22 protein-coding genes are annotated in these 19,986 nt (G+C 66.9%); 11 read left to right on the top strand and 11 right to left on the bottom strand.

All coding sequences use genetic code 11. The features are described from left to right. Positions 1-2: 2 nt before the first annotated feature. The 4 genes from CJ010_RS09915 to CJ010_RS09900 all read left to right on the top strand — a co-directional run bounded on the left by CJ010_RS09915 (position 3) and on the right by CJ010_RS09900 (position 5,350). A complete protein-coding gene (locus CJ010_RS09915) occupies positions 3-2,492 on the top strand; it encodes a circularly permuted type 2 ATP-grasp protein (RefSeq protein WP_141017886.1) in 2,490 nt (829 codons plus the stop codon). Positions 2,493-2,594: 102 nt separating this feature from the next. Beyond that, positions 2,595-3,551, top strand: a complete 957-nt coding sequence (locus CJ010_RS09910; protein ID WP_240794547.1) for a transglutaminase family protein — start codon at positions 2,595-2,597, stop codon at positions 3,549-3,551. 33 nt (positions 3,552-3,584) lie between these two features. Then, positions 3,585-4,502, top strand: coding sequence for a histone deacetylase (locus CJ010_RS09905; protein ID WP_141017884.1), 918 nt, complete (start codon positions 3,585-3,587; stop codon positions 4,500-4,502). An 11-nt stretch (positions 4,503-4,513) separates the two neighbouring features. Beyond that, complete coding sequence (locus CJ010_RS09900; RefSeq protein WP_141017883.1) at positions 4,514-5,350, top strand: DUF429 domain-containing protein; 837 nt, start codon at positions 4,514-4,516, stop codon at positions 5,348-5,350. 14 nt (positions 5,351-5,364) lie between these two features. On the opposite strand, the gene CJ010_RS09895 is transcribed toward CJ010_RS09900, so the two are convergent. Genes CJ010_RS09895 through mltG form a run of 6 tightly spaced genes read right to left on the bottom strand, consistent with a single transcriptional unit; the run spans position 5,365 to position 9,896 of the window. Further along, a complete protein-coding gene (locus CJ010_RS09895) occupies positions 5,365-6,060 on the bottom strand; it encodes an ankyrin repeat domain-containing protein (protein WP_141017882.1) in 696 nt (231 codons plus the stop codon). Further along, positions 6,047-6,817, bottom strand: coding sequence for a TatD family hydrolase (locus tag CJ010_RS09890; RefSeq protein WP_141017881.1), 771 nt, complete (start codon positions 6,815-6,817; stop codon positions 6,047-6,049). The genes CJ010_RS09895 and CJ010_RS09890 overlap by 14 nt, the downstream gene beginning before the upstream one ends. Positions 6,818-6,836: 19 nt before the next feature. Further along, complete coding sequence (locus CJ010_RS09885) at positions 6,837-7,202, bottom strand: PilZ domain-containing protein (RefSeq protein WP_141017880.1); 366 nt, start codon at positions 7,200-7,202, stop codon at positions 6,837-6,839. Continuing rightward, positions 7,199-8,266 carry a DNA polymerase III subunit delta' gene (holB, locus tag CJ010_RS09880; RefSeq protein ID WP_141017879.1) on the bottom strand — a complete coding sequence of 356 codons (1,068 nt, stop codon included), beginning with the start codon at positions 8,264-8,266 and terminating at the stop codon, positions 7,199-7,201. Before holB ends, CJ010_RS09885 begins: the two co-directional genes overlap by 4 nt. Next, the gene (gene tmk / locus CJ010_RS09875; protein ID WP_141020645.1) at positions 8,263-8,886 is read right to left on the bottom strand and encodes a dTMP kinase; all 624 of its coding nucleotides are present in this window, start codon (positions 8,884-8,886) and stop codon (positions 8,263-8,265) included. The genes holB and tmk overlap by 4 nt, the downstream gene beginning before the upstream one ends. A gap of 5 nt (positions 8,887-8,891) precedes the next feature. Next, positions 8,892-9,896: an endolytic transglycosylase MltG gene (gene mltG / locus CJ010_RS09870; protein WP_141017878.1), complete on the bottom strand. Its 1,005-nt coding sequence runs from the start codon at positions 9,894-9,896 to the stop codon at positions 8,892-8,894. 244 nt (positions 9,897-10,140) lie between these two features. Between mltG and CJ010_RS09865 the strand changes: the two genes are divergently transcribed. Genes CJ010_RS09865 through CJ010_RS09855 form a run of 3 tightly spaced genes read left to right on the top strand, consistent with a single transcriptional unit; the run spans position 10,141 to position 12,259 of the window. Continuing rightward, positions 10,141-11,169, top strand: a complete 1,029-nt coding sequence (locus CJ010_RS09865) for a folate-binding protein YgfZ (protein ID WP_141017877.1) — start codon at positions 10,141-10,143, stop codon at positions 11,167-11,169. Further along, positions 11,166-11,483, top strand: a complete 318-nt coding sequence (locus CJ010_RS09860; protein WP_141017876.1) for a DUF4936 family protein — start codon at positions 11,166-11,168, stop codon at positions 11,481-11,483. Before CJ010_RS09865 ends, CJ010_RS09860 begins: the two co-directional genes overlap by 4 nt. After that, positions 11,474-12,259, top strand: coding sequence for an NRDE family protein (locus CJ010_RS09855; RefSeq protein WP_141017875.1), 786 nt, complete (start codon positions 11,474-11,476; stop codon positions 12,257-12,259). The genes CJ010_RS09860 and CJ010_RS09855 overlap by 10 nt, the downstream gene beginning before the upstream one ends. Before the next feature lie 6 nt (positions 12,260-12,265). On the opposite strand, the gene CJ010_RS09850 is transcribed toward CJ010_RS09855, so the two are convergent. Genes CJ010_RS09850 through tadA form a run of 3 tightly spaced genes read right to left on the bottom strand, consistent with a single transcriptional unit; the run spans position 12,266 to position 13,643 of the window. Beyond that, on the bottom strand, positions 12,266-12,700 hold the full coding sequence (locus CJ010_RS09850; protein ID WP_141017874.1) for a GNAT family N-acetyltransferase: 435 nt from the start codon (positions 12,698-12,700) through the stop codon (positions 12,266-12,268). After that, positions 12,697-13,176: a L,D-transpeptidase gene (locus CJ010_RS09845; RefSeq protein ID WP_141020644.1), complete on the bottom strand. Its 480-nt coding sequence runs from the start codon at positions 13,174-13,176 to the stop codon at positions 12,697-12,699. Before CJ010_RS09845 ends, CJ010_RS09850 begins: the two co-directional genes overlap by 4 nt. Before the next feature lie 2 nt (positions 13,177-13,178). Then, the gene (tadA, locus tag CJ010_RS09840; protein WP_141017873.1) at positions 13,179-13,643 is read right to left on the bottom strand and encodes a tRNA adenosine(34) deaminase TadA; all 465 of its coding nucleotides are present in this window, start codon (positions 13,641-13,643) and stop codon (positions 13,179-13,181) included. A 190-nt stretch (positions 13,644-13,833) separates the two neighbouring features. On the opposite strand from tadA, the gene CJ010_RS09835 reads away from it, so the two are divergent. The 4 genes from CJ010_RS09835 (at position 13,834) to ogt (ending at position 18,671) form a co-directional block, all read left to right on the top strand. After that, complete coding sequence (locus tag CJ010_RS09835) at positions 13,834-15,552, top strand: PAS domain S-box protein (RefSeq protein WP_168224927.1); 1,719 nt, start codon at positions 13,834-13,836, stop codon at positions 15,550-15,552. Between the two features lie 102 nt (positions 15,553-15,654). Then, the gene (locus CJ010_RS09830; RefSeq protein WP_141017871.1) at positions 15,655-16,152 is read left to right on the top strand and encodes a DUF3016 domain-containing protein; all 498 of its coding nucleotides are present in this window, start codon (positions 15,655-15,657) and stop codon (positions 16,150-16,152) included. Positions 16,153-16,379: 227 nt separating this feature from the next. Next, on the top strand, positions 16,380-17,993 hold the full coding sequence (locus tag CJ010_RS09825; RefSeq protein WP_141017870.1) for an ATP-binding protein: 1,614 nt from the start codon (positions 16,380-16,382) through the stop codon (positions 17,991-17,993). A gap of 153 nt (positions 17,994-18,146) precedes the next feature. Next, the gene (ogt, locus tag CJ010_RS09820; RefSeq protein WP_205754925.1) at positions 18,147-18,671 is read left to right on the top strand and encodes a methylated-DNA--[protein]-cysteine S-methyltransferase; all 525 of its coding nucleotides are present in this window, start codon (positions 18,147-18,149) and stop codon (positions 18,669-18,671) included. A gap of 321 nt (positions 18,672-18,992) precedes the next feature. Here the strand turns inward: ogt and CJ010_RS09815 are convergent, their stop codons facing one another. Then, positions 18,993-19,256, bottom strand: a complete 264-nt coding sequence (locus tag CJ010_RS09815) for a hypothetical protein (protein WP_141017868.1) — start codon at positions 19,254-19,256, stop codon at positions 18,993-18,995. Positions 19,257-19,317: 61 nt separating this feature from the next. After that, the gene (locus CJ010_RS09810) at positions 19,318-19,974 is read right to left on the bottom strand and encodes an SOS response-associated peptidase (protein ID WP_240794546.1); all 657 of its coding nucleotides are present in this window, start codon (positions 19,972-19,974) and stop codon (positions 19,318-19,320) included. Positions 19,975-19,986 lie beyond the last annotated feature (12 nt).

Below are 19,986 nucleotides of genomic sequence, written 5' to 3'. Positions count from 1 at the left end.
TCATGTCCGCAGGTCTCCTCGACACCTATCCGCTCATCGCGGACCGCTACGACGAGATGCTCGCCACGCGCGGCGAAACCCGGCCGCACTGGCAGGCCTTCGCCGAACGCCTCGAGCACGCGCCCGAAGACGCCTTGAAACGCCGTGCCGATTTCGTGCGCGACGCGATCGAGTCCGACGGTGTCACGTACAACGTCTATGCCGACCCCAAGGGCACCAAGCGCCCCTGGGAACTCGACATGCTGCCGCTGCTGGTCAGCCCGGAGGAGTGGCACGGGATTTCCAGCGCCATCTCGCAGCGCGCGCGCCTGCTCAACGCCATTCTGGCCGATCTCTACGGCCCGCAGACATTGCTCGCCGAGGGCCTGCTGCCGCCAGCGCTGGTATTCGGCCAGCACGGTTTCAAGTGGCCTGCGCGCGGCACCTTGCCGCCTGGCAAGGTGTGGCTCTTCAGTTACGCGGCCGATCTCGCGCGCGCTCCGGACGGTCGTTTCTGGGTCATCGCCGACCGCACCCAGGGGCCCTCGGGTGCAGGCTACGCGCTGCAGAACCGCATCATCGTGTCGCGCGCCTTTCCGGACGCCTTCCGTGAGCTCCACGTGCAGCCGCTGGCGGGCTTCTTCCGCGCGATGCAGGACAGCCTTGCGCGCATGGCGCCGGCCGACGGCGACGTGCCGCTCACCGTGCTGCTCACGCCGGGGCCGTACAACGAGACCTACTTCGAACACGCCTTCCTCGCCCGCTACCTCGGCTTTCCGCTGGTCGAGGGCCAGGATCTCACCGTTCGCGACGACACCGTCTACCTGAAGACGCTGCGGGGCCTGCGCCGCGTACACGCGATCCTGCGCCGGCTCGACGACGATTTCTGCGACCCGCTCGAACTGCGCGCCGATTCGGCCCTCGGCATTCCCGGCCTGCTCGGTGCGATCCGCGCCGGACGGGTGCTGATGGCCAACGCCATCGGTAGCGGCGTACTCGAATCCGGCGCCATCTTCGGTTTCCTGCCAGCGATCTGCCAGCGCCTGCTCGGCGAACCGATGGCAATGCCCTCGGTCGCGAGCTGGTGGTGCGGCGAACCGCCGGCGCTCGAGTACGTGCTCGAACACCTGGACGAACTCGTGATCAAGCCCGCTTTCGCCAGCATGCGCATGGAAGCCGTATTCGGCCACCAGCTCAAGGGCGACGCGCGCAAGCGCATGATCGCGAGCATCGTCGCGCAACCCCACGCCTATGTCGCCCAGGAATGGGTGCGGTTGTCGCAGGTACCGGTGTGGAACCAGCGTCTGACACCCCGCTCGGTGGGCGTGCGCGTGTTCGCGACCGCGACACCGGAAGGCTATGCCGTCATGCCGGGCGCGCTCGGCCGCGTCGCGCCGCGCGCCGCGATGGAAGTCATCTCCATGCAGCGCGGCGGCCTGTCGAAGGACGTTTGGGTCCGCGCGGAAGCGCCGGTGGTACGGACCTCGCTGCTCAAGCGCCGCCTCGGCGTGATCGACCTCGTCTGCGGGGGCTCCGACATTCCCTCGCGGGTGGGTGAAAACCTCTTCTGGATGGGACGCTACGCCGAGCGTTGCGAAGCCAGCGCCCGCCTGCTGCGCGCGGCCCTCACCCGGGTTGCCAGCACAGACCCTGAAACCGAACAGAGCCTCGCCGGCCTTGTTCTTGCAGCCCGCCGCCTCGGCGTCCTGTCGCCGCTGGACGACGAGGACGATGACGACGAGCGACCGCCGCTCGAAACCGAACTCGTCGCAGCCCTCACCGACTTCACCCAGCCCGGCTCGGTAGCCGCCAACCTGCGCGCACTGGCCTTTGCCGCCAGCCAGGTGCGCGAGCGCCTGTCGTCCGACAACTGGCACGCGCTCAACCGCCTGGAACAGCAACTCTCCGAGCCGGTGCTGACCACCGACCAGGCGCTGTCGGCGCTGGACCGGGTGATGCAGTCCTGTATTGCGCTGGCCGGTTTCGCGATGGACGACATGACGCGCGACGAAGGCTGGCGTTTCCTCATCCTCGGCCGCCGCATCGAACGCCTCGCCGGTCTGGCAGGCCTGATCTCGGTACCGCTGGAGGCACCGCCCGAGATCCGCGAACGCATGTTCGAATGGATGCTGGAGGTTGCCAACTCCATCGTCACCTACCGCGCGCGCTACCGCCGCGTGCCGGAACTGCTGCCGGTGGTGCACCTGCTGGTGTTCGATACCGCCAACCCGCACGCGGTCGGCTTCCAGGTCGAGATCCTTCAACGCTACCTGGCGCGCACCGCACGTGAACTCGGCCACCCCTATCCGTCCTTGATGATCGACCCGCTCGCCCGCCGCCTGGAAGACTTCGACCTTACCCGCTTCGAAGCCGACGACTGCGAACTCGCCATCGGCACGCTCCGCACCCTGCTGAACGAGGCCCTCGAGGCCTCCGGCAACCTGTCCGACGAAGTGCATCGCCGCTTTTTCACCCACACCGTGCGCCCGATGCACCTGCGGAGGGTCGCATGAGCGCCGCCGCCCGGCCGCCCGAAGGGGGCGGCGCACCCTCCCCCGGGGACGATGTCGCGCAGCGACAGGAGGGTCGTCGCGTTGCGCCAGGAGGTAGCTCCAGTGAGTGACTTCGCAGTGCGCTATCACATCCGCCACGACACGCTGTACGCCTACGACCAGCCGGTGGGGGAGTCGCGTCAACTGCTGCGCCTGACGCCGCGTGACCTGCCCTGGCAGCACTGCCTGTCGCACCGTATCGAGATCCATCCCGAACCCTCGCGCAAGCAACACTTCCGCGACGGCTTCGGCAATCCGGTGCAGTCCCTGCACTTCGAGCGCGACCACGAGGAACTCTTCATCCGTGCCGAAAGCTGGGTCGGGCTGACGCCACGGCCGGCGCTGTCCCTGTCCGATTCGCCGCCCTGGGAAGAAGTGCGCAACGGCCTCGCCTATCGGGCCGGCCGTAACGTACCGCCGGCCGAACTCGAAGCCACCGGCTACCTGTTCGAATCGACCCATGTGCGGGTCAAGCGCGACTTCGCCGATTTCGCCGCAGCCGACTTCGAGCCGGGCACGCCGATGCTGCTGGCGGTGAAGGGATTGATGCAGCGCATCTTCGACGAATTTACCTTCGACCCCGAGGCCACCGACGTATCCACCCCGGTGACCGAGGTGTTCGAAAAGCGCCGTGGCGTCTGCCAGGACTTTGCCCACTTCATGCTGTCCTGTCTGCGCTCGCTCGGGCTGCCCGCACGCTACGTCAGCGGCTATCTGCTGACCAGACCGCCGGCCGGCAAACCGCGCCTGATCGGCGCCGACGCGACCCACGCCTGGATCGCGGTGTATTGCCCGGTGTACGGCTGGGTCGATTTCGACCCGACCAATGCCTTGCTGCCGGCACTGGAGCACGTCACCATCGGCTGGGGGCGCGACTTCGCCGATGTTTCGCCGCTGCGCGGCGTTCTGCTCGGCGGCGGCGACCATGAACCCAAGATCGCCGTCACCATGGTGCCGGAAGGCGAACTCGCCGCCGTCTATGGCGACCGCGATGCCATCGTCGCCCCGCTGATCGAATGATCCGGCAAGCGCAGCACTGACACAGCGGCAAGCTTGAAGCTCTACTACGCGGACCACTTCGTACTGCCGCTGCCAGCCGGGCACCGCTTTCCAATGGAAAAATACGCCCGCCTGCGCGAACGCCTGGCCGCCAGCGGCACTTTCTCCGACGACGACTTCCGCGTACCGGCCGCCGCGACGGATGCCGAACTGTCACGCGCACACGATAGCGCCTACATCCGCCGCGTCGCCGACGGTGAACTGGCCCACGACGAAGTGCGCCGTATCGGCTTTCCATGGTCGGCCGCCATGGTCGAACGCTCGCGACGCTCGGCCGGCGCCACCCTGGCCGCATGCCGCAGCGCGCTGGCCGAGGGCTGTGGCGTCAATCTTGCCGGCGGCACCCACCATGCCCACCGCGCGTTCGGCTCTGGCTTCTGCGTCTTCAACGATGCCGCGATCGCAGCCCTCGCCATGCTGACCGAAGCGCGTGTCGAACGGGTCGCCGTGGTCGACTGCGATGTGCACCAGGGTGACGGCACCGCCGCCATCCTCGCCGCCGAACCCAGGGTGTTCACCTGCAGCCTGCACGGCGCCAAGAATTTCCCCTTCCGCAAGGCCGTCAGCGACCTCGACATCGAACTCGCCGACGACACCGGCGACGAGGCCTATCTGGCCGCGCTCGACAGCGCACTGAAACAGGTGTTCGACGGCTTCCAGCCGCAACTGGTGATCTACCTTGCCGGGGCCGACCCCTATGTCGGCGACCGGCTTGGCCGTCTCGCACTTACCACCGACGGCCTCGCCGCCCGCGACCGGCGGGTACTCGGGGCTTGCCACCAGCGTGGCGTGCCGGTGGCGGTCGCGATGGCCGGCGGCTACGCGCACCATATCGACGACACCGTTACCATCCATGTGAACACGGTGCTGACCGCGGCCAGCCTGTTCCACAGGCTTGACCAAAGCACCTGAGGCGACATGCGATGACGATGCAGGCTGTGCCGCGAGGCTGGCGCCTCTACGGCGTCGATTTCACCTCCGCCCCACGCGCCGCCAAGACGATCACCATCGCTCGCGGCACACCGACACCGGGCGGAGTACGGCTGGAGGCGCTGCGCAGCTGTCCGGACTGGCCGGCTTTCGAAGCCTTTCTCGGCGAGAGCGGCCCCTGGCTCGGCGCCTTCGACTTCCCCTTCGGCCTGCCCCGCGAAGCGGTCGCCGATCTGGGGTGGCCGCAGGACTGGCCGGCCTTGGTGCGCCATTGCCGCCAACTCGGTCGCGCGGACTTCCGGCGGGCGCTCGACGCCTACCGCGAAAGCCGCCCGCCAGGGCGGCGCTATGCCCATCGTGCCAGCGACCACGCGGCGAAATCCCACAGCCCGCTGAAGCTGGTCAATCCGCCGGTGGGTTTGATGTTCCTCGAAGGCGCGCCGCGCCTGCTCGACGCAGGCCTCACCCTTCCCGGCATGCACGCTGGGGCGGCAGATCGGATTGCGATCGAAGCCTATCCGGGCGCGCTGGCGCGGACGATCACGAACGCCTCGTACAAGAGCGACGAACGGCGCAAACAGACGCCGGAACGTCTGGCCGCCCGCGGCACCATCCTGGCTGCGCTATGCAGTGGTGATCATCCCCTGGACCTGATCCTCGAAGCGGATGAGACGCTGCGCGGCCAGCTCGTGGACGACGGCAGCGGCGATCTGCTGGACGCCGTGCTGGCCCTGATCCAGGCTGCCTGGGCCTTGCGCGCCGGAGCACCCCGGTACGGCCTGCCCGACAGCTTCGATCCGGTCGAAGGCTGGATCATCGCCACCGGTTGAGGACAGCCCGCCGCTTACTGGATCTCGATGCGCAGGGTGGGCAGTTCGCCGCCACGGCGCACCCGTTCCTGCCGGATCAGGCTGGCAATGTCGGTGTTGTTGTTCGCCATCGCCCAGGAATCCGCCGTCTGCCCGGCATCGTTGCGCAGGTCGAGGTCGGCACCGGCCCTGATCAGGGCACGGACGGCATCGATGTGGCCATTGCGCGCTGCCAGCATCAGTGCGGTGGATTTATTCGGCGCCAGCGCATCGATTGACGCACCGGCCGCGAGCAGGCGTTCGACCAGGTCCAGGTGCCCCTCGAACGCAGCGTAGTGCAAGGGTGCCCAGCCCTCCTGGTTCACCGGTGCCCCCGCTGCCAGCAACTGCGCCGCCACCTTGTCGTGCCCGCGCAGGACGGCCAGCATCAGCGCACTGTCCCCCGCCAGATTGCGCTGGCCGAGCGAGGGCCGGTACTTGAGCAGGCCTTCGACGGTGTCGGCGTTGCCTTCGCGCGCGGCCAGGATGAGCAGCGTATTGCCCTGCTCGTCGACCGTATTGACGTCGATGCCGCGATCGAGCAGGTCGACCAGTTGGCGGGTATCGCCCAGCCGTGCAGAGCTCAGCGCATCCTCGTAACTCCCGGCGAGCACCGGGCCGTTGGCAAGCAGGAGGTTCAAGCCGACGAGGCCGGCGAGCAGTACGCGACGCGGAAAATCAGGCATGGGCATGGCGGAACAGCCGGAAGAAGTTGTCGGTGGTCGCCTCGGCGATGCGTTCGAGCGTCTCGCCGCGCAGGCGGGCGATCTCTTCGGCGACATGCACCACCCAGGCCGGCTCGTTGGTGCGACCGCGATGCGGCACGGGTGCGAGATAGGGCGAATCGGTCTCGATCAGCAGGCGGTCGAGTGGCACCATCGTCGCAACTTCCTTGAGCGCCGCGGCGTTGCGGAAGGTGACGATGCCCGAGAACGAAATGTGGAAACCGAGTTCCAGCGCGGCCTCGGCCACCTCGCGGCTCTCGGTGAAGCAGTGCATCACGCCGCCGGCCTCCCCCGCCGACTCTTCACGCATCAGCCGCAAGGTATCGGCCGCGGCATTGCGGGTATGGACGATCAGCGGCTTGCCACTGGCGCGTGCGGCGCGGATGTGGGTCCGGAAGCGCGCGCGCTGCCACTCCGGTTCGTCCTTGTGCCAGTAGTAATCGAGCCCGGTCTCGCCTATCGCCACCACCTTGGGGTGATTCGCGAGGGTGGTCAGCCGTTCGACGTCGGGTTCCTCGCAGTCGGCGTTGTCGGGATGTACGCCGACTGAGGCCCACAGCCCCGGGTGGCGCTCGGCCAGTGCCAGCACCCGCGGGAAATCTTCCAGTTTGACGCTGACGCAGAGGGCGTGATGCACCCGGTTGGCCGCCATGGCGTCGAGTACTTCTGCCTCGCGCGCGATCAGGTCGGGAAAATCGAGATGGCAATGGGAATCGACGAACATCGGGCAGCGCAGCGTGTATTCAGAGCGTGTGGGTGGGACGGTTGGAACCGAGATGGCCGGCAAGGACCTGTTCGATGCGGTGGCGCAGCGCCTTGCCCGACTCGTCCTCGGAAAAATGCACGCCTATGCCTTGCGTCTTGCCGCCCTGGGCGCCCTGCGGCGTTACCCAGATCACCGAGCCGGCCACCGGGTGTTTGGTCGGATCGTCCATCAGCTGGAGCAGCATGAAGACCTCGTCACCCAGGTTGTAGCTCTTGGGCGTCGGCACGAAGATGCCGCCGTGGGTGAGAAAAGGCATGTAAGCGGCATATAGCGCCGACTTCGAATTGATGTTCAGCGACAGCACGCTGGGGCGTGCCACCTGCGGCCTTGCAGCTTCGCTCATCCTTTGGCTCCGGTGAGTGCGCGCGCATAACGCAGCAGCATGTCCTCCAGGACGAGGCGCATGTTCAGTGGGTGCTGGGAAACGCGGCGGATCTGGGCAAATTCATTGTAGCAGTTCGTCATCGCGGCCACGCTGACGCGCCTGCTTAGCGCAGCCATGGCGTCCTCCTGCGCCGGGAAGAAGCGCACCCGCCCCCCAAGCCGCAGGGAAGCCAGGTCGGCAACCCAACGTTGCATCCAGTCGATCAGCTGGACGATGCCGAAACCGACGGCGATCGCCTCCTTGGATTTGAGCCAGGTCTCCCACTGCCCTGCCAGGCGCAGCGGGTCGCCACCGGGCAACTGGGCGAGATCGCGCACGAAACGCTCGAACAAGGCCGCACCGCCGGCTTCCTCGAGCCGCTCGGCCGCGAGCGGCATGCCCCCCACCAGCGCGAGCAGATCGCCAGCCGTGCCGCCGGCCTGCGCCTGCCACTGCGCCAGCTGCACCGCATCCGGCCGGGAAAACGCCCATTGCTGGCAGCGGCTGCGGATGGTGGGCAGCAGCCGGCGCGGCGCCGACGATACCAGCAGGAAGGTGCAACCTTCCGGCGGCTCTTCCAGCAGTTTCAACAGCGCATTGGCGGTGAACACGTTCATCGCCTCGGCCGGATCGATGATCGCCACGCGCCGCGCACTGTGGTGCCCGGTCACGGCCAGCGCGGACTGCAGGTCGCGGATCTGCTCGATCACGATCTGTGCCGACTTGGCCTTGGTGCTGCCGCCCTCGCCACCCTCGCCCGCGCCCTCTGACTTCTCCGCGCTCTCCGCTTTCTCCGCATCGGCAGCGGGAATCACGCGATAGAAATCCGGGTGGTTGCCGGAGACGCGCCACTGGCATGGCTCGCACTGACCACAGGCGTTGCCGTCGGCACGCGGCGCGTCGCACAGCAGACGTGCGGCCAGCGCCTCGGCCAGGTCGCGCTTGCCCAGACCGCCCGGACCGATGAAAAGCAAGGCATGCGGCAGACGCCCGCCGAGCGCGACCAGCCGCGCCCACTCCGCCTGCATCCACGGATGGATCATGCGAACCAGCGCTCCAGCACGAGGCCTTCGATCTCGGCGCGTACGGTTTCGGGCGGGCGGTCGGCGTCGATCACCCGGACACGTCGCGGCGCCTGCTCGGCACGTTCGAGATAGGCAGCCCGCACCCGCTCGAAGAAGTCGAGCTGCTCGCGCTCGAAGCGGTCGGGCGCTGCGCCGCTCGCCACCACACGTGCGGCGGCCACCGCCGGCGGCAGGTCGAACACCAGGGTGAGATCCGGCTGGAAGCCGGGATGCACCCAGGCTTCGAGCGCTTCGAACTTGGCGCGATCGAGGCCGCGCCCGCCGACCTGATAGGCGTAGGTCGCATCGGAGAAACGGTCGCACACCACCCACCGGCCGGCGTCGAGCGCCGGCAGGATGCGGGCGGCCAGATGTTCCCGGCGCGCGGCGAACATCAGCATCGCCTCGGTCTCGAGATGCATCGGCTCGTGCAGCAGGAGCTCGCGCAGACGCTCACCCAGCTGCGTACCGCCCGGCTCGCGCGACTGCTCGACGGCACAGCCGCGTGCCTGCAGCAAGGCGACCACGGCGGCGATCTGACTGCTCTTGCCGGCGCCGTCTATGCCCTCGAAAGTTATGAAACGACCACGTTCGGGCATCTGGCTCAACTTCCCTTTCCATTGCGCTGGTAACGGTCGACCGCGCGGTTGTGATCTTCCAGCGTGCGCGAGAAGGCACTGGTGCCATCCCCGCGCGACACGAAATAGAGGTAATCGGTCTTGGCAGGCTTGATCGCCGCCTGCAGCGACTCCCGCCCCGGAATGGCGATCGGTGTCGGCGGCAGGCCGACCCGGGTATAGGTATTCCAGGGGTGATCGGTATCGAGGTCGCGACGCCGCAAACGCCCATCGAAGCCGACGCCCAGGCCGTAGATCACCGTGGGATCCGTCTGCAGCCGCATGCCGATCCGCAGGCGATTGGTGAACACCGAAGCGACCAGGTCGCGATCCTCGGCACGCCCCGTCTCCTTCTCGACGATGGAAGCGAGGATCAGCAACTCGTAGGGCGACGCCAACGGCAGGCTCGGATCGCGCGCTTCCCAGGCGAAGGCCAGCCTGTCCTTCATCGCGCCGTAAGCCCGTCGCAATACCGCAAGCGCGCTCGACTGCTTGTCGAACAGATAGGTATCTGGAAAGAACAAGCCCTCGGGGTGGCTTTCGCTAGCGCCGATGCGGCTCATGATCTCCTGCTCGGACAAACCGACGGTGTCGCGCAGCAGATAGGGGTGCGACTCCAGTGCCTCACGCACCTGACGGAAATTCCAGCCTTCGACGAACAGCACCTCGCCCTGGGAGACGTCGCCGGCGGACAGCTTCAGGATCAGCCCCCAGGGCGTGATTCCGTTGTGCACCTCGTAGCTGCCGGCCTTGATCAGCGCCGCCTTGCCACTGAGGCGGGCAATCCAGTAAAGCAGGTCGGGCTGGACCTGCACGCCGGCGCGGACTATCGTCGCAGCGGCCTGCCGCATCGTGTAGCCGCGCTGGACGGTGAAGTCGATTACCGGCGTTGCAAGCTTGAGCGGCTGCCACGCGTACCACCAGCCGCCAGCCGCAAGGACGACAGCCAGGACGCCAACAACGGCAGAAAGACGAAGAAACAGACGTTTCATGCTTAGAAGGAAGTGGTGCAAGGCATCGGGTCGCCCACGCCGACGGGCCGGCATTGTTGCGGCTTACGGGGCATGCTTCATGCTTGAACATCTCGACGACGCGGCGCCGAGCCGTACCCGGCCGGTTGCGGGGCCCTATAATACTGCATTGATTACAGCGCCGCCGCGCCAGCAAGCCTGTGCGGGCACGCGCCCGCCGCATCGTCGCATCCTCCACCAACTCCATCATTGTGCCGAAGACGACATGACTGCCTGGACTGATCACCTCGCGCTGGAAGGCGCCAAGCTCGACGCACTGTCCGTGAGTTTTGCGGACGCCCGAACCGAAGCCGCCGCGGCAGAACAGGGCACCGTCGTCGTGCCGCTGCTGCACCTCGGCCTGATCCGCAGCGTCGGCCCCGAATCGACACCATTCCTGCACAACCTTTTCTCCAATGACGTCGCCAAGCTCGGCGCCGACGCGGCGCAGTGGACCAGCTTCAACAGCCCCAAGGGCCGGATGCTGGCCAGCATGCTGCTGTGGCCGGAAGCCGAGGGCCACGCGCTGGTGATGTCGGCGGACATTCTGCCGGCCATGCTGAAGAAACTGTCGATGTATGTGCTGCGCAGCAAGGTCAAGCTTGCCGATACAAGCGAAAGCTGCGTGCTGCTCGGCATCGCGGGCGCCGACGCTGCCGGCACGCTGCAACGCGCCGGCCTGCCGCTGCCGGCGGCCACCATGGCCCAGGCTGCCGATAGCGCCGTGCGCAGCGTCCGCATCGGCGAACAGGCCTTCGTACTGGCCGTCGAGGCAGCCGAAGCCCCGCGCGTGTTCGCCGCGCTGCAGGCCTCCGGGGCTGCCAAGGCCGGCACCTCCGCCTGGCAACTGGCCATGATCCGCGCCGGCGTGCCGCTGATCACCGCGCCGACGCAGGAAGAATTCGTTGCCCAGATGCTGAACTACGACCTCATCGGCGGCGTCAATTTCAAGAAGGGCTGCTATCCGGGCCAGGAGATCGTCGCCCGCACGCAATACCTCGGCAAGCTGAAGAAGCGGATGTACCGTATTGCACTCGCCGCCGATGCGACACCGAGCCCGGGCGACGACCTCTACGCGCCCGAGTTCGGCGACCAGTCGGCCGGCAAGCTCGTGAACGTAGCACCCGCGGCCGATGGCGGTTTCGAGGCGCTGGCCGTACTCCAGAGCAGCAGTGTCGACGCCGGAGAAATCCACCTCGGCGGCCCCGCTGGCCCGCTGGTTCGTCTGCTCGACCTACCTTACGCCCTGCCATGAACGCACTCGCCGACAATACCGACGGTCCGATGCAGTACTTTGTGTACTACCGGGTCAGGGCCGACCTCGACGTCGACGATGCCCACGCGGGCATACGTGCCATGCAGAGCGAGCTCGAACGGCTCACCGGGGTGCGCGGACGCCTGCTGACCCGGGTGCACGAGGAATCGACCTGGATGGAAATCTACGTCGACGTCGCCGACCCGGTGGCCTTCGAAACCGCGCTGGAAGCGGCAGTGGCTGCGGCCGGCGTCCGCGACTACATTGAGGACGGCGCTGCCCGCCACATCGAGCGCTTCGTCGAATGTGCCTGATCCTGTTCGCCTGGCGGGCCCATCCGGCGTATCCGCTGGTGGTCGCTGCCAATCGCGACGAATTCCGCGCGCGCCCTGCCCTGCCCCTGCACTGGTGGCAGGATAGCCCCGACCTGCTGGCCGGGCGCGACCAGGAAGCCGGAGGCACCTGGATGGGCGTGAGCCGCAACGGCCGCTTCGCCGCCCTGACCAACTACCGCGACCCAAGCCTGCGCCGCAGTGACGCGCCCTCGCGCGGCGCGCTGGTGCGCGAGGCGCTGGAGAGCAACGCCGATGCGCACGCGACGCTCAACGCGCTCGCAAGCCGCAGTGCGGACTACGTCGCCTTCAACCTCATCGTCAGCGACGGCCACCAGCTGGGCATCCACGAAAGTACCACCGGTGCGGTGCGCATGCTGGCACCCGGCATCTACGGACTCTCCAACCACCTGCTGGATTCGGCCTGGCCCAAGGTCGAGCGTGCCCGTGCGCGCTTTGCCGCCGCGCTCGACAAGCTGCCGGCGGACGGCGACTTCGTCGAGCTGCTGCGCGACACCACGCCGGCCGAGGACGAAGACCTGCCGCGCACCGGAGTCAGCCTGGAATGGGAACGCTGGCTCTCGCCCGCCTTCATTCTCGCCCCGGGCTACGGCACACGCAGCTCCAGCGTCCTGAGCGCCGGCCACGACGGGCAAATCCGCTTCAGCGAGTGGACCTGGGACGAGGACGGCAACGAGCTCGGTGTCGTCACCCACCGCTTCCGCGCGGAAGCTGCGGACACCGGCACGCCTGGCTGAACCTGCTCAGGCGCGCAATACCCGCCGCATCGCCCGATGAGGAATGCCGGCCTCCATGAAACGCTCGCCGAATGCGGTAAACCCGTGGCGGGCATAGAAGGGCATCGCGACCACCTGCGCATTGAGCTCCACCACCTCGAATCCGCGGCCACGCGCTTCTTCGACCAGCACTTCCAGCACCTCGCCGCCGATGCCGCGCCCGCGCCAGCCGGCATCGACCGCCATCCGCCCCACGTGGCCATCGGGTAACAGACGCCCGGTGGCGATGACTTCGCCGTCGGTCGTGCGCACCACCGCGTGCAGGCAAACCGGATCGAACTCATCGAGCTCCAGCTCTGCCGGCACCCCCTGCTCCACCACGAACACCCGTTCGCGCAAAGGCATCACCAGACCGGCAGCCCGCGCCCAGTCGAGCACGGCCAGCGTGTATTCCTGACTCATTCGCAAATCTCCACCTTGGTGCCGGCTTCGACCAGCTCGAACAGTTCGATGACGTCGCGGTTGCGCATGCGCACGCAACCATGCGAGAGCGGACGCCCCATCGGCTGGTCCTCGCCGGTGCCGTGGATGTAGATGTAGCGACGCATCGAATCGACAGCGCCCAGGCGGTTGAAACCCGGCTCTTCGCCACACAACCACAGGATGCGCGACAGTATCCAGTCGCGCTGCGGCTGGGCCGCCGCCATCTCGACCGACCACCGCTCGCCGGTCGGTCGCCGGCCGCGAAACACCGTCCCCCACGGCATGCCCCGTCCTATCAGCGCGCGGATGCGATGGCGTCCGCGCGGCGTGCAGTTGCTGCCTTCGGTCTCGCCGGGCCCGTTCAGCGCGGTCGATACCGGATAGATGCGGATCGCCGCGCCGTCCGTGCCGAACAGCGTGAGTGTCTGTGCGCCGATAGCGATGCGGACGCGCATGCTCATGCCACCGAGGTCCGTCCGCGCCGCGCAGCGAAGAAGCCGGACAGCAAGCCGCCGCACTCCTCGGCCAGCACCCCGCCCTCGATCCGCGCATGGTGGTTGAGGCGGCCTTCCGCGTAGAGGTCGATCACGCTGCCTGCCACGCCGGTCTTCGGATCGCGCGCACCGAACACCACCCGGCCAATGCGGGCGTGCATGATCGCGCCCGAGCACATCGCGCAGGGCTCCAGCGTCACGAACAGCTCGCAACCCGGCAGCCGATAATTGCCGAGGCGTGCCGCCGCATCGCGCAGCGCCATCACCTCGGCGTGCGCCGTCGGATCATGACGGCCGATGGGCTGGTTGAAACCGCGGCCGACGATCTCGCCATCGCAGACCACGATCGCGCCGACCGGCACCTCGTCGCATGTCGCCGCCAGCCGTGCCTGCACCAGGGCCTCCCTCATGTACTCCTCGTCCGTCATTCCGTCCTTGCTCTCCGTTCTCAAGTCCCGCCAGTTTAACGGAGCCGGGCGCCGCCACGACGCCGGAGCCGCGGCCCCTTGCACGACACTATTACTTACGTATTATGAGGAGGGTATGGATGCAATTTCACCCGCAACTCCGCAACGAACGATCGCGCAGCCCGCCGGGCTGCTGGCGAGGCATGGCAGCTTGTTGCGCGCCGTTGCGCTCTACCTGATCGGTGCTGTCTCGTGGGGCCTGCTGTCGGCACCGACGCTCGCACTACTGGAAGTCGACCCGGACAGCACCGAAGCCCTGCGCTTCTGGGGGCTGGTGGCGCTGAGCGCGATGCTGCTGCCCAGCCTGTTGCGCCTGCAGGGCAAGGGCGACACCATCGTGCCGGACGGTGACATCGACCCGGCACAGTCCCTGCAACGCCGGCTCACCGAGGTCGCGGCGCGCTACAGCACGCTGGTGGACAGCTCTCCGGTCGGGATCTTCCACTTTGACAGCGATCTGCACCTCACCCACTTCAACACGCGTTTCGCCGACATTCTCAAGGCGTCCGCCGATGTCCTGGAAGGTCTTGACATGTGCTCACTGCGCGACCAGCGGGTATTGCCCGCCATGCGCGCCGCGCTCGACGGCCTGCCCGGCCAGTACGACGGCGAGTACATCACCACCCATTCCAGCCGCCACATCCACGTCAGCCTGCGCACGGCTCCGCTGCACGATGCCGAAGGCCGCGTCGTCGGCGGCATCGGCATTGTCGAGGATACGACCGCCCGGCACGAAGCCGAAGCCATGCTGCGGGAGAGCGAGACCCGCTACGCACTCGCGATGCGCGGCACCAACGAGGGCCTGTGGGACTGGAATCCGGTGACTCACGGACTCTTCCTGTCGAGCCGCCTGCTGACCGCACTCGGCATGAAGAGCGAACACCTGAGCACCAACAGCGACGAGTGGCTGGCACGCATCCACAGCGACGACAGGCCGGTCTTCCAACAGCGCCTGACCGAGCACCTCAAGGGCGTGACGCCGCATTTCGAGTGCGAATACCGGGTGCTCGACGCCGAGGGCAACTACCGCTGGGTACTGGCGCGCGGTCTTGCCCAGCGTGACTGGAAGGGCCGGGCCTACCGGATGGTCGGCTCGATCGGCGACATTACCGATCGCAAGCGCGCCGAAACCGCGCTCATGAACATGAACCGCGAACTCGAGGCCCGCGTCAGCGAACGCACCGCACAGCTCGGTGCAGCGCTGAAGGAGCTGGAAACCTTCAGCTATTCGGTGTCCCACGACCTCAGCAGCCCGCTGCGCGCCATCGACGGCTACAGCGCCCTGCTGGAAAGCGAACATGCAGCCGAGCTCGACGACGAGGCGCGCGAGCTGCTCAAGCGCATGCGTGCGGCGGTACATCGCATGGGCGAACTGATAGACGACCTGCTCGACCTGTCGCGCGTGTCGCGCCAGCCGCTCGTGCTCAAACAGGTCGATCTCAGCGCGCTGGCCGAGGACATTCTCCGCGAACTGCGCGAAGCCGACCCGGCACGCGGCATCATCACCGAGGTCGAACCCGGCATCGTCGTCGAAGCCGATCCGGGCCTGCTCCGCATCGCCCTGCACAACCTGCTCGCCAACGCCTGGAAGTTCACCGGCAAGACACCAGCGCCGCGCATCCGCCTGTACCGCAGCACGACCGAAAAGAACGTGCTGTGCGTCGAGGACAACGGCGCCGGCTTCGACATGCGCTACGCGGACAAGCTTTTCGGTGCGTTCCAGCGCCTGCACACCGAGCGCGATTTCCCCGGCACCGGCATCGGCCTGGCGACGGTGGCACGCATCCTTCAGCGTCATGGCGGACACATCCGGGCCCACGGCACCCCGGGCGCGGGGGCACGTTTCGAGTTCACCCTGAAGCGGTCCTGACGCCGGTCGCTGCACCGGCGCGGACATCACTTGACGCCGGGGCACGGCATCTTTGACGCATCCGGCTGTCCAACCCGCATCGGTCGATCCCTGGAGACATCGATGCGCGCGCCCTTCCTTGCCGCAGTCATCAGCCTGCTGTTCCTTGCTCCGGCACCATCGGCTGCTGCCGAGGTGATCGTGGAGTTCGTCGATCCACAAAGCTACACCGACACCGGCGGCTACGGTGTCGATGCCGAGCGCAATCTCGCCGCACTCAAGCGCCACCTGCAAACCGAAGGCCGGCGCTGTGTTGCAAGCGACGAGACGCTCGCCCTGCGCGTGCTCGACGTGGATCTCGCCGGTCGCCAGGAATGGTGGCACCCGCACAGCGGCGGCGACCTGCGGGTCATGCGGGAAATCACCTGGCCCCGCCTCGAGGTGGCCTACGTTCGCCGCAATGCCGCCGGGGCCAGCATCCAGGAAGGTCGGGAACGCATCAGCGACATGTCCTACCTGTGGCGCTCCGCCTACGTCCGAAACGACACCGGCCCGCTTCCCTATGAAAGGGCGATGCTCAAGGACTGGTTCGAACGCCGCTTCTGCCGCGACGCCCACTGACGAGATCCGCCACCTACCTGGCCGGCTGGCCGGGCATGAGGCCGAAGCCGGCTCGTTCGGCTATATTGCATGGACATCCGCCGTATCCGGTTTGAAACCCGGATCGGATAGATTCGACCTTTCGCAAGGTGGATGAAGGCCACTTCACATCGACAGACCGGCCACGCGACGAACCTCTTACCTTCCGACCAAGGCCGCCCAGCCCCCTCAGAACACCGGAGACGCCGATGAGTACCTTGCGGATTCTGCATATCGAGGACGACTCGAACGATGCCGAGCTGATCCACCGGGCTGCGTCACGTCAGGCCGAAGCGCCGAGTTGGACGATGGCCGACTCCCGCACCGCCTTCCTTGTCGCGCTCGGCGACGGCGAATACGACGCGGTTCTGTCCGATAGCCGGGTGCCCGGTCTGGACGGCCAAGAGGCAATGCGCATCGTGCGAGAGCGCCACCCGGGCCTTCCCTTCATCTTCGTCAGCGGCAGCGCGGACCCGCGCTGGGTGGAGCAGTGCTTCACACTCGGCGCCTACGACTGCGTCCCCAAGGACCAGCTGTGGCATCTGGGACCGGCTCTCAAGGGCGTACTCACCGCCGTCGAGAACCAGCGACTGGCTCGTCTTGCACGCGCGCACGCACTGCTGGTGGAGATCGTCACGCAACTGTCATTGGCACGCAGCCTCGATGCCATCGTCGACATCGTCAAGACCGCAGCCCGCCAGCTCAACGGTGCCGACGGAGCGACCTTCGTCCTGCGCGATGGCGATCTCTGCCACTACGTCGCGGAAGACGCCATCGGTCCGCTCTGGCAGGGCAAGCGCTTTCCGCTGCGTGCCTGCATCAGCGGCTGGGCGATGGCCGAACGTCAGGCCGCGGTGGTGCCGGACATCTATGCCGATCCGCGCATTCCGGTCGATGCCTACCGCCCCACCTTCGTCAAGAGTCTGGTCATGGTGCCGATCCGCGCCGAAGCGCCGATAGGCGCAATCGGCAATTACTGGGCCCGGCCGCACGAAGCCAGTCCCGACGAGGTCAGCCTGATCCAGGCCCTGGCCGATTCGACCTCGCTCGCACTCGAGAACCTCGAGCTGTACCAGAGTCTCGAGCGCCGGGTTCGCGAACGCACCCAGCGGCTGCAGGAGGCCAACGAGGAACTCGAAGCCTTCTCGTATTCGGTGTCGCACGACCTGCGCGCGCCACTGCGGGCCCTGCAGGGCTATGCCGACCTGCTGCTCGGCCAGATCGAACCACCACTCGAAGGACAAGCCCTGAGCTACGTGGAGCGGATACGCAATTCGGCGCAGCGCATGCACCTGCTGATCGAGGACCTGCTCAACCTGTCCCGCGTTTCGCGCGCGGAGGTACGCAGTGCGCCGGTCCCCTTGGGCCGGATCGCGATGGAGATCCTGACCAGCTTGCGCAACACATCCTCGCAGCGCGGCGACGTGCAGATCGTGGTGGACGAGTCGCTCGCGACCGAAGGCGATCCCGGCCTGCTGCGGATCGCCCTGGAAAATCTCCTGGCCAATGCGTGGAAATACACCGGGAAGACCCAGGACGCCTGCATCGAGTTCTTCGCCGAAAAATACCCCGGCAGCAAGACCGTCTACGCAGTGCGGGACAACGGCGCCGGCTTCGACATGAGTTTTGCCGACGAACTGTTCCAGGCCTTCCATCGGCTGCACACCGAAGCCGAGTTTCCTGGCACCGGCATCGGCCTCACCATCGTCCAGCGCATCATCCAGAAGCACGGTGGCCGCATCTGGGCAGAAGCAGCCCCCGGAGCCGGCGCCTGCTTCCGTTTCACCCTCGGCGTCTCATCCCCTCCCACGGCTGGCCGGTAAGCGCTCAGCCACCAGCAGCGGCCGGAGACTCGCGGAGTTCGCGTCACGGCAAAGCCTTCTACACTGGCAATACCCAGACTGGAGAAGTCCGCCAGACTGCAGTTGCCAGCGGATGACCCATCAGACCAGAAGCCCCGGTACAAGATGCCCACAATGAAATTCCTGCTGGAGCGAGTGACGACACCGCTCGGCCAGATGCTGATCGTCACCGACGAACAAGACCGGCTACGCGCGCTCGACTGGCAAGACTACGAAGACCGCATGCGCCTGCTCCTGCGCAGGCAATACCGCGCCGACACGGTCGCCTTGCAGGAAATCACGCATACGTCGTCGGCAACGCGGGCAATGCAGCTTTACTTCGATGGCGACACCGCGGCCATCGGCACACTTGCCGTGGTGACCGGCGGCACCGATTTCCAGCGCCAGGTCTGGACGGCCTTGCGCGACATTCCCTACGGCGAAACCATCAGCTACGGCGAGCTTGCCGCGCGCATCGGACGGCCGCAGGCGACGCGTGCGGTCGGACTGGCCAACGGCGCAAACCCGGTCAGCGTCGTCGTGCCCTGCCACCGGGTCATCGGCAGCAAGCGCTCGCTGACCGGCTACGGCGGCGGTCTTCCGCGCAAGCAGTGGCTGCTCGACCATGAGCGCAAGTGGCGGCATCCTGGATTGTTCTGAGCCCAATAAACAAACAGGGCGCCCGAATCGGCGCCCTGCTCGCATCTCACCTCAGGCTTCCGCTCACTCCCACTCGATTGTCAATAGGACTGAATCGGCGTTGAAACAATGGGCTCTGCGCCATTCTATCGAGCGCCGTTACCGTCATTCGTACCGTTCGTCAGAGATACGTGCCTCGCCGGCTCACGTGGCCACCAAGAGGTGCCACCTTGGGTAAGGCTGCCGCCCGGCGTGCTGTGCACACAGTTTTCCCTCTTTTGACGGTAGGAGACCATCGACGCACCGACGGTAAACGCCCGACCATGACGGTAGCGAACGCGGCTACTCATCTGCCCGCGTCACCGACTCCACAGTTGATTCCGGCGGCGTGCAGCGCGTCACCTTCTTCGGAAGCCAGCAGGCGAAGCGGTTGCGGCCTCGGCGGTATCGGAACCGCTCGAAGGTGATGGTTACCAGGCCGTGCTCGGGGACTTCGATCGTTCTCGAATAGGTGTCGAGATCCGCCGTATAAGGATTGGGGAGTCCATGCCTTTCCGGTGCGAGGTATTCACCTCGAACAGCGGCGAAGATGTTCTCGTCGTCCATGTGCGCCTCCGTGATTGCTGTACATCTGTACAGTATAGACCTCACGCGACGCTGCAACCGCCTACGTCTCCTTCACCGTCCGCGGGGGCCGTGGCGCTGGCTCCGCTTTCATCTGCTCAGGATCGAAGGGCTGTAGGAACGAACGGGCTTCGATCTCCGTCCGCGCCCTCAACCACCCCTCGTAATCGCCTGGGTCGAGCACCACGACGCTCCGCTTCTCCTCGCCTGGCTTGTGGAATCGCGACATCAGGGGGTGTTCGTCGGCGTTGATCGTGAGCATGGAGAACGACCAGCGCGCCGGCCCCTCGTCGCCCATGCGGCGCTCCCAGATCCCCGCGAGCGCGAAGGGCTCACTGTCGGCCCGCTCGATGCGCCAGCGAACCGGCTTGCCCGTTTCGTAGCAGGGCTCGTAGAACGACTCGACCGGAATCAGGGCGAACTGCCTTTGCTTCCAGGCGCTGCGGTAGGCGGGCTTCTGGCCGACCGTCTCCGACCGCGCGTTGTAGGTCATCCGGAACAGCTTCTTAGGGTCACCCCAGTGCGGCACCATGCCGAACATGCCGACCATCCACTCCGTCGGCAGGCAGTTCGCGAGGAACGGTGCCAGGCCGCCGGGGAAGGTCTCGCCGAAGTCCAGCGGAGGCGTGGAGATGGTGTGCCGCCCCCATGACATCCGCTCGAGGTAGGCGGTACGGGCGGGGTTGTAGTCGGCGCACACGTGGTGGCTCCT

Source organism: Azoarcus sp. DD4 (assembly GCF_006496635.1).
In the GTDB taxonomy this organism is placed as follows: Bacteria; Pseudomonadota; Gammaproteobacteria; order Burkholderiales; family Rhodocyclaceae; genus Azoarcus.
Note: the sequence above shows the minus strand (reverse complement) of the source record. Positions and strands in the feature narration are given on the sequence as shown.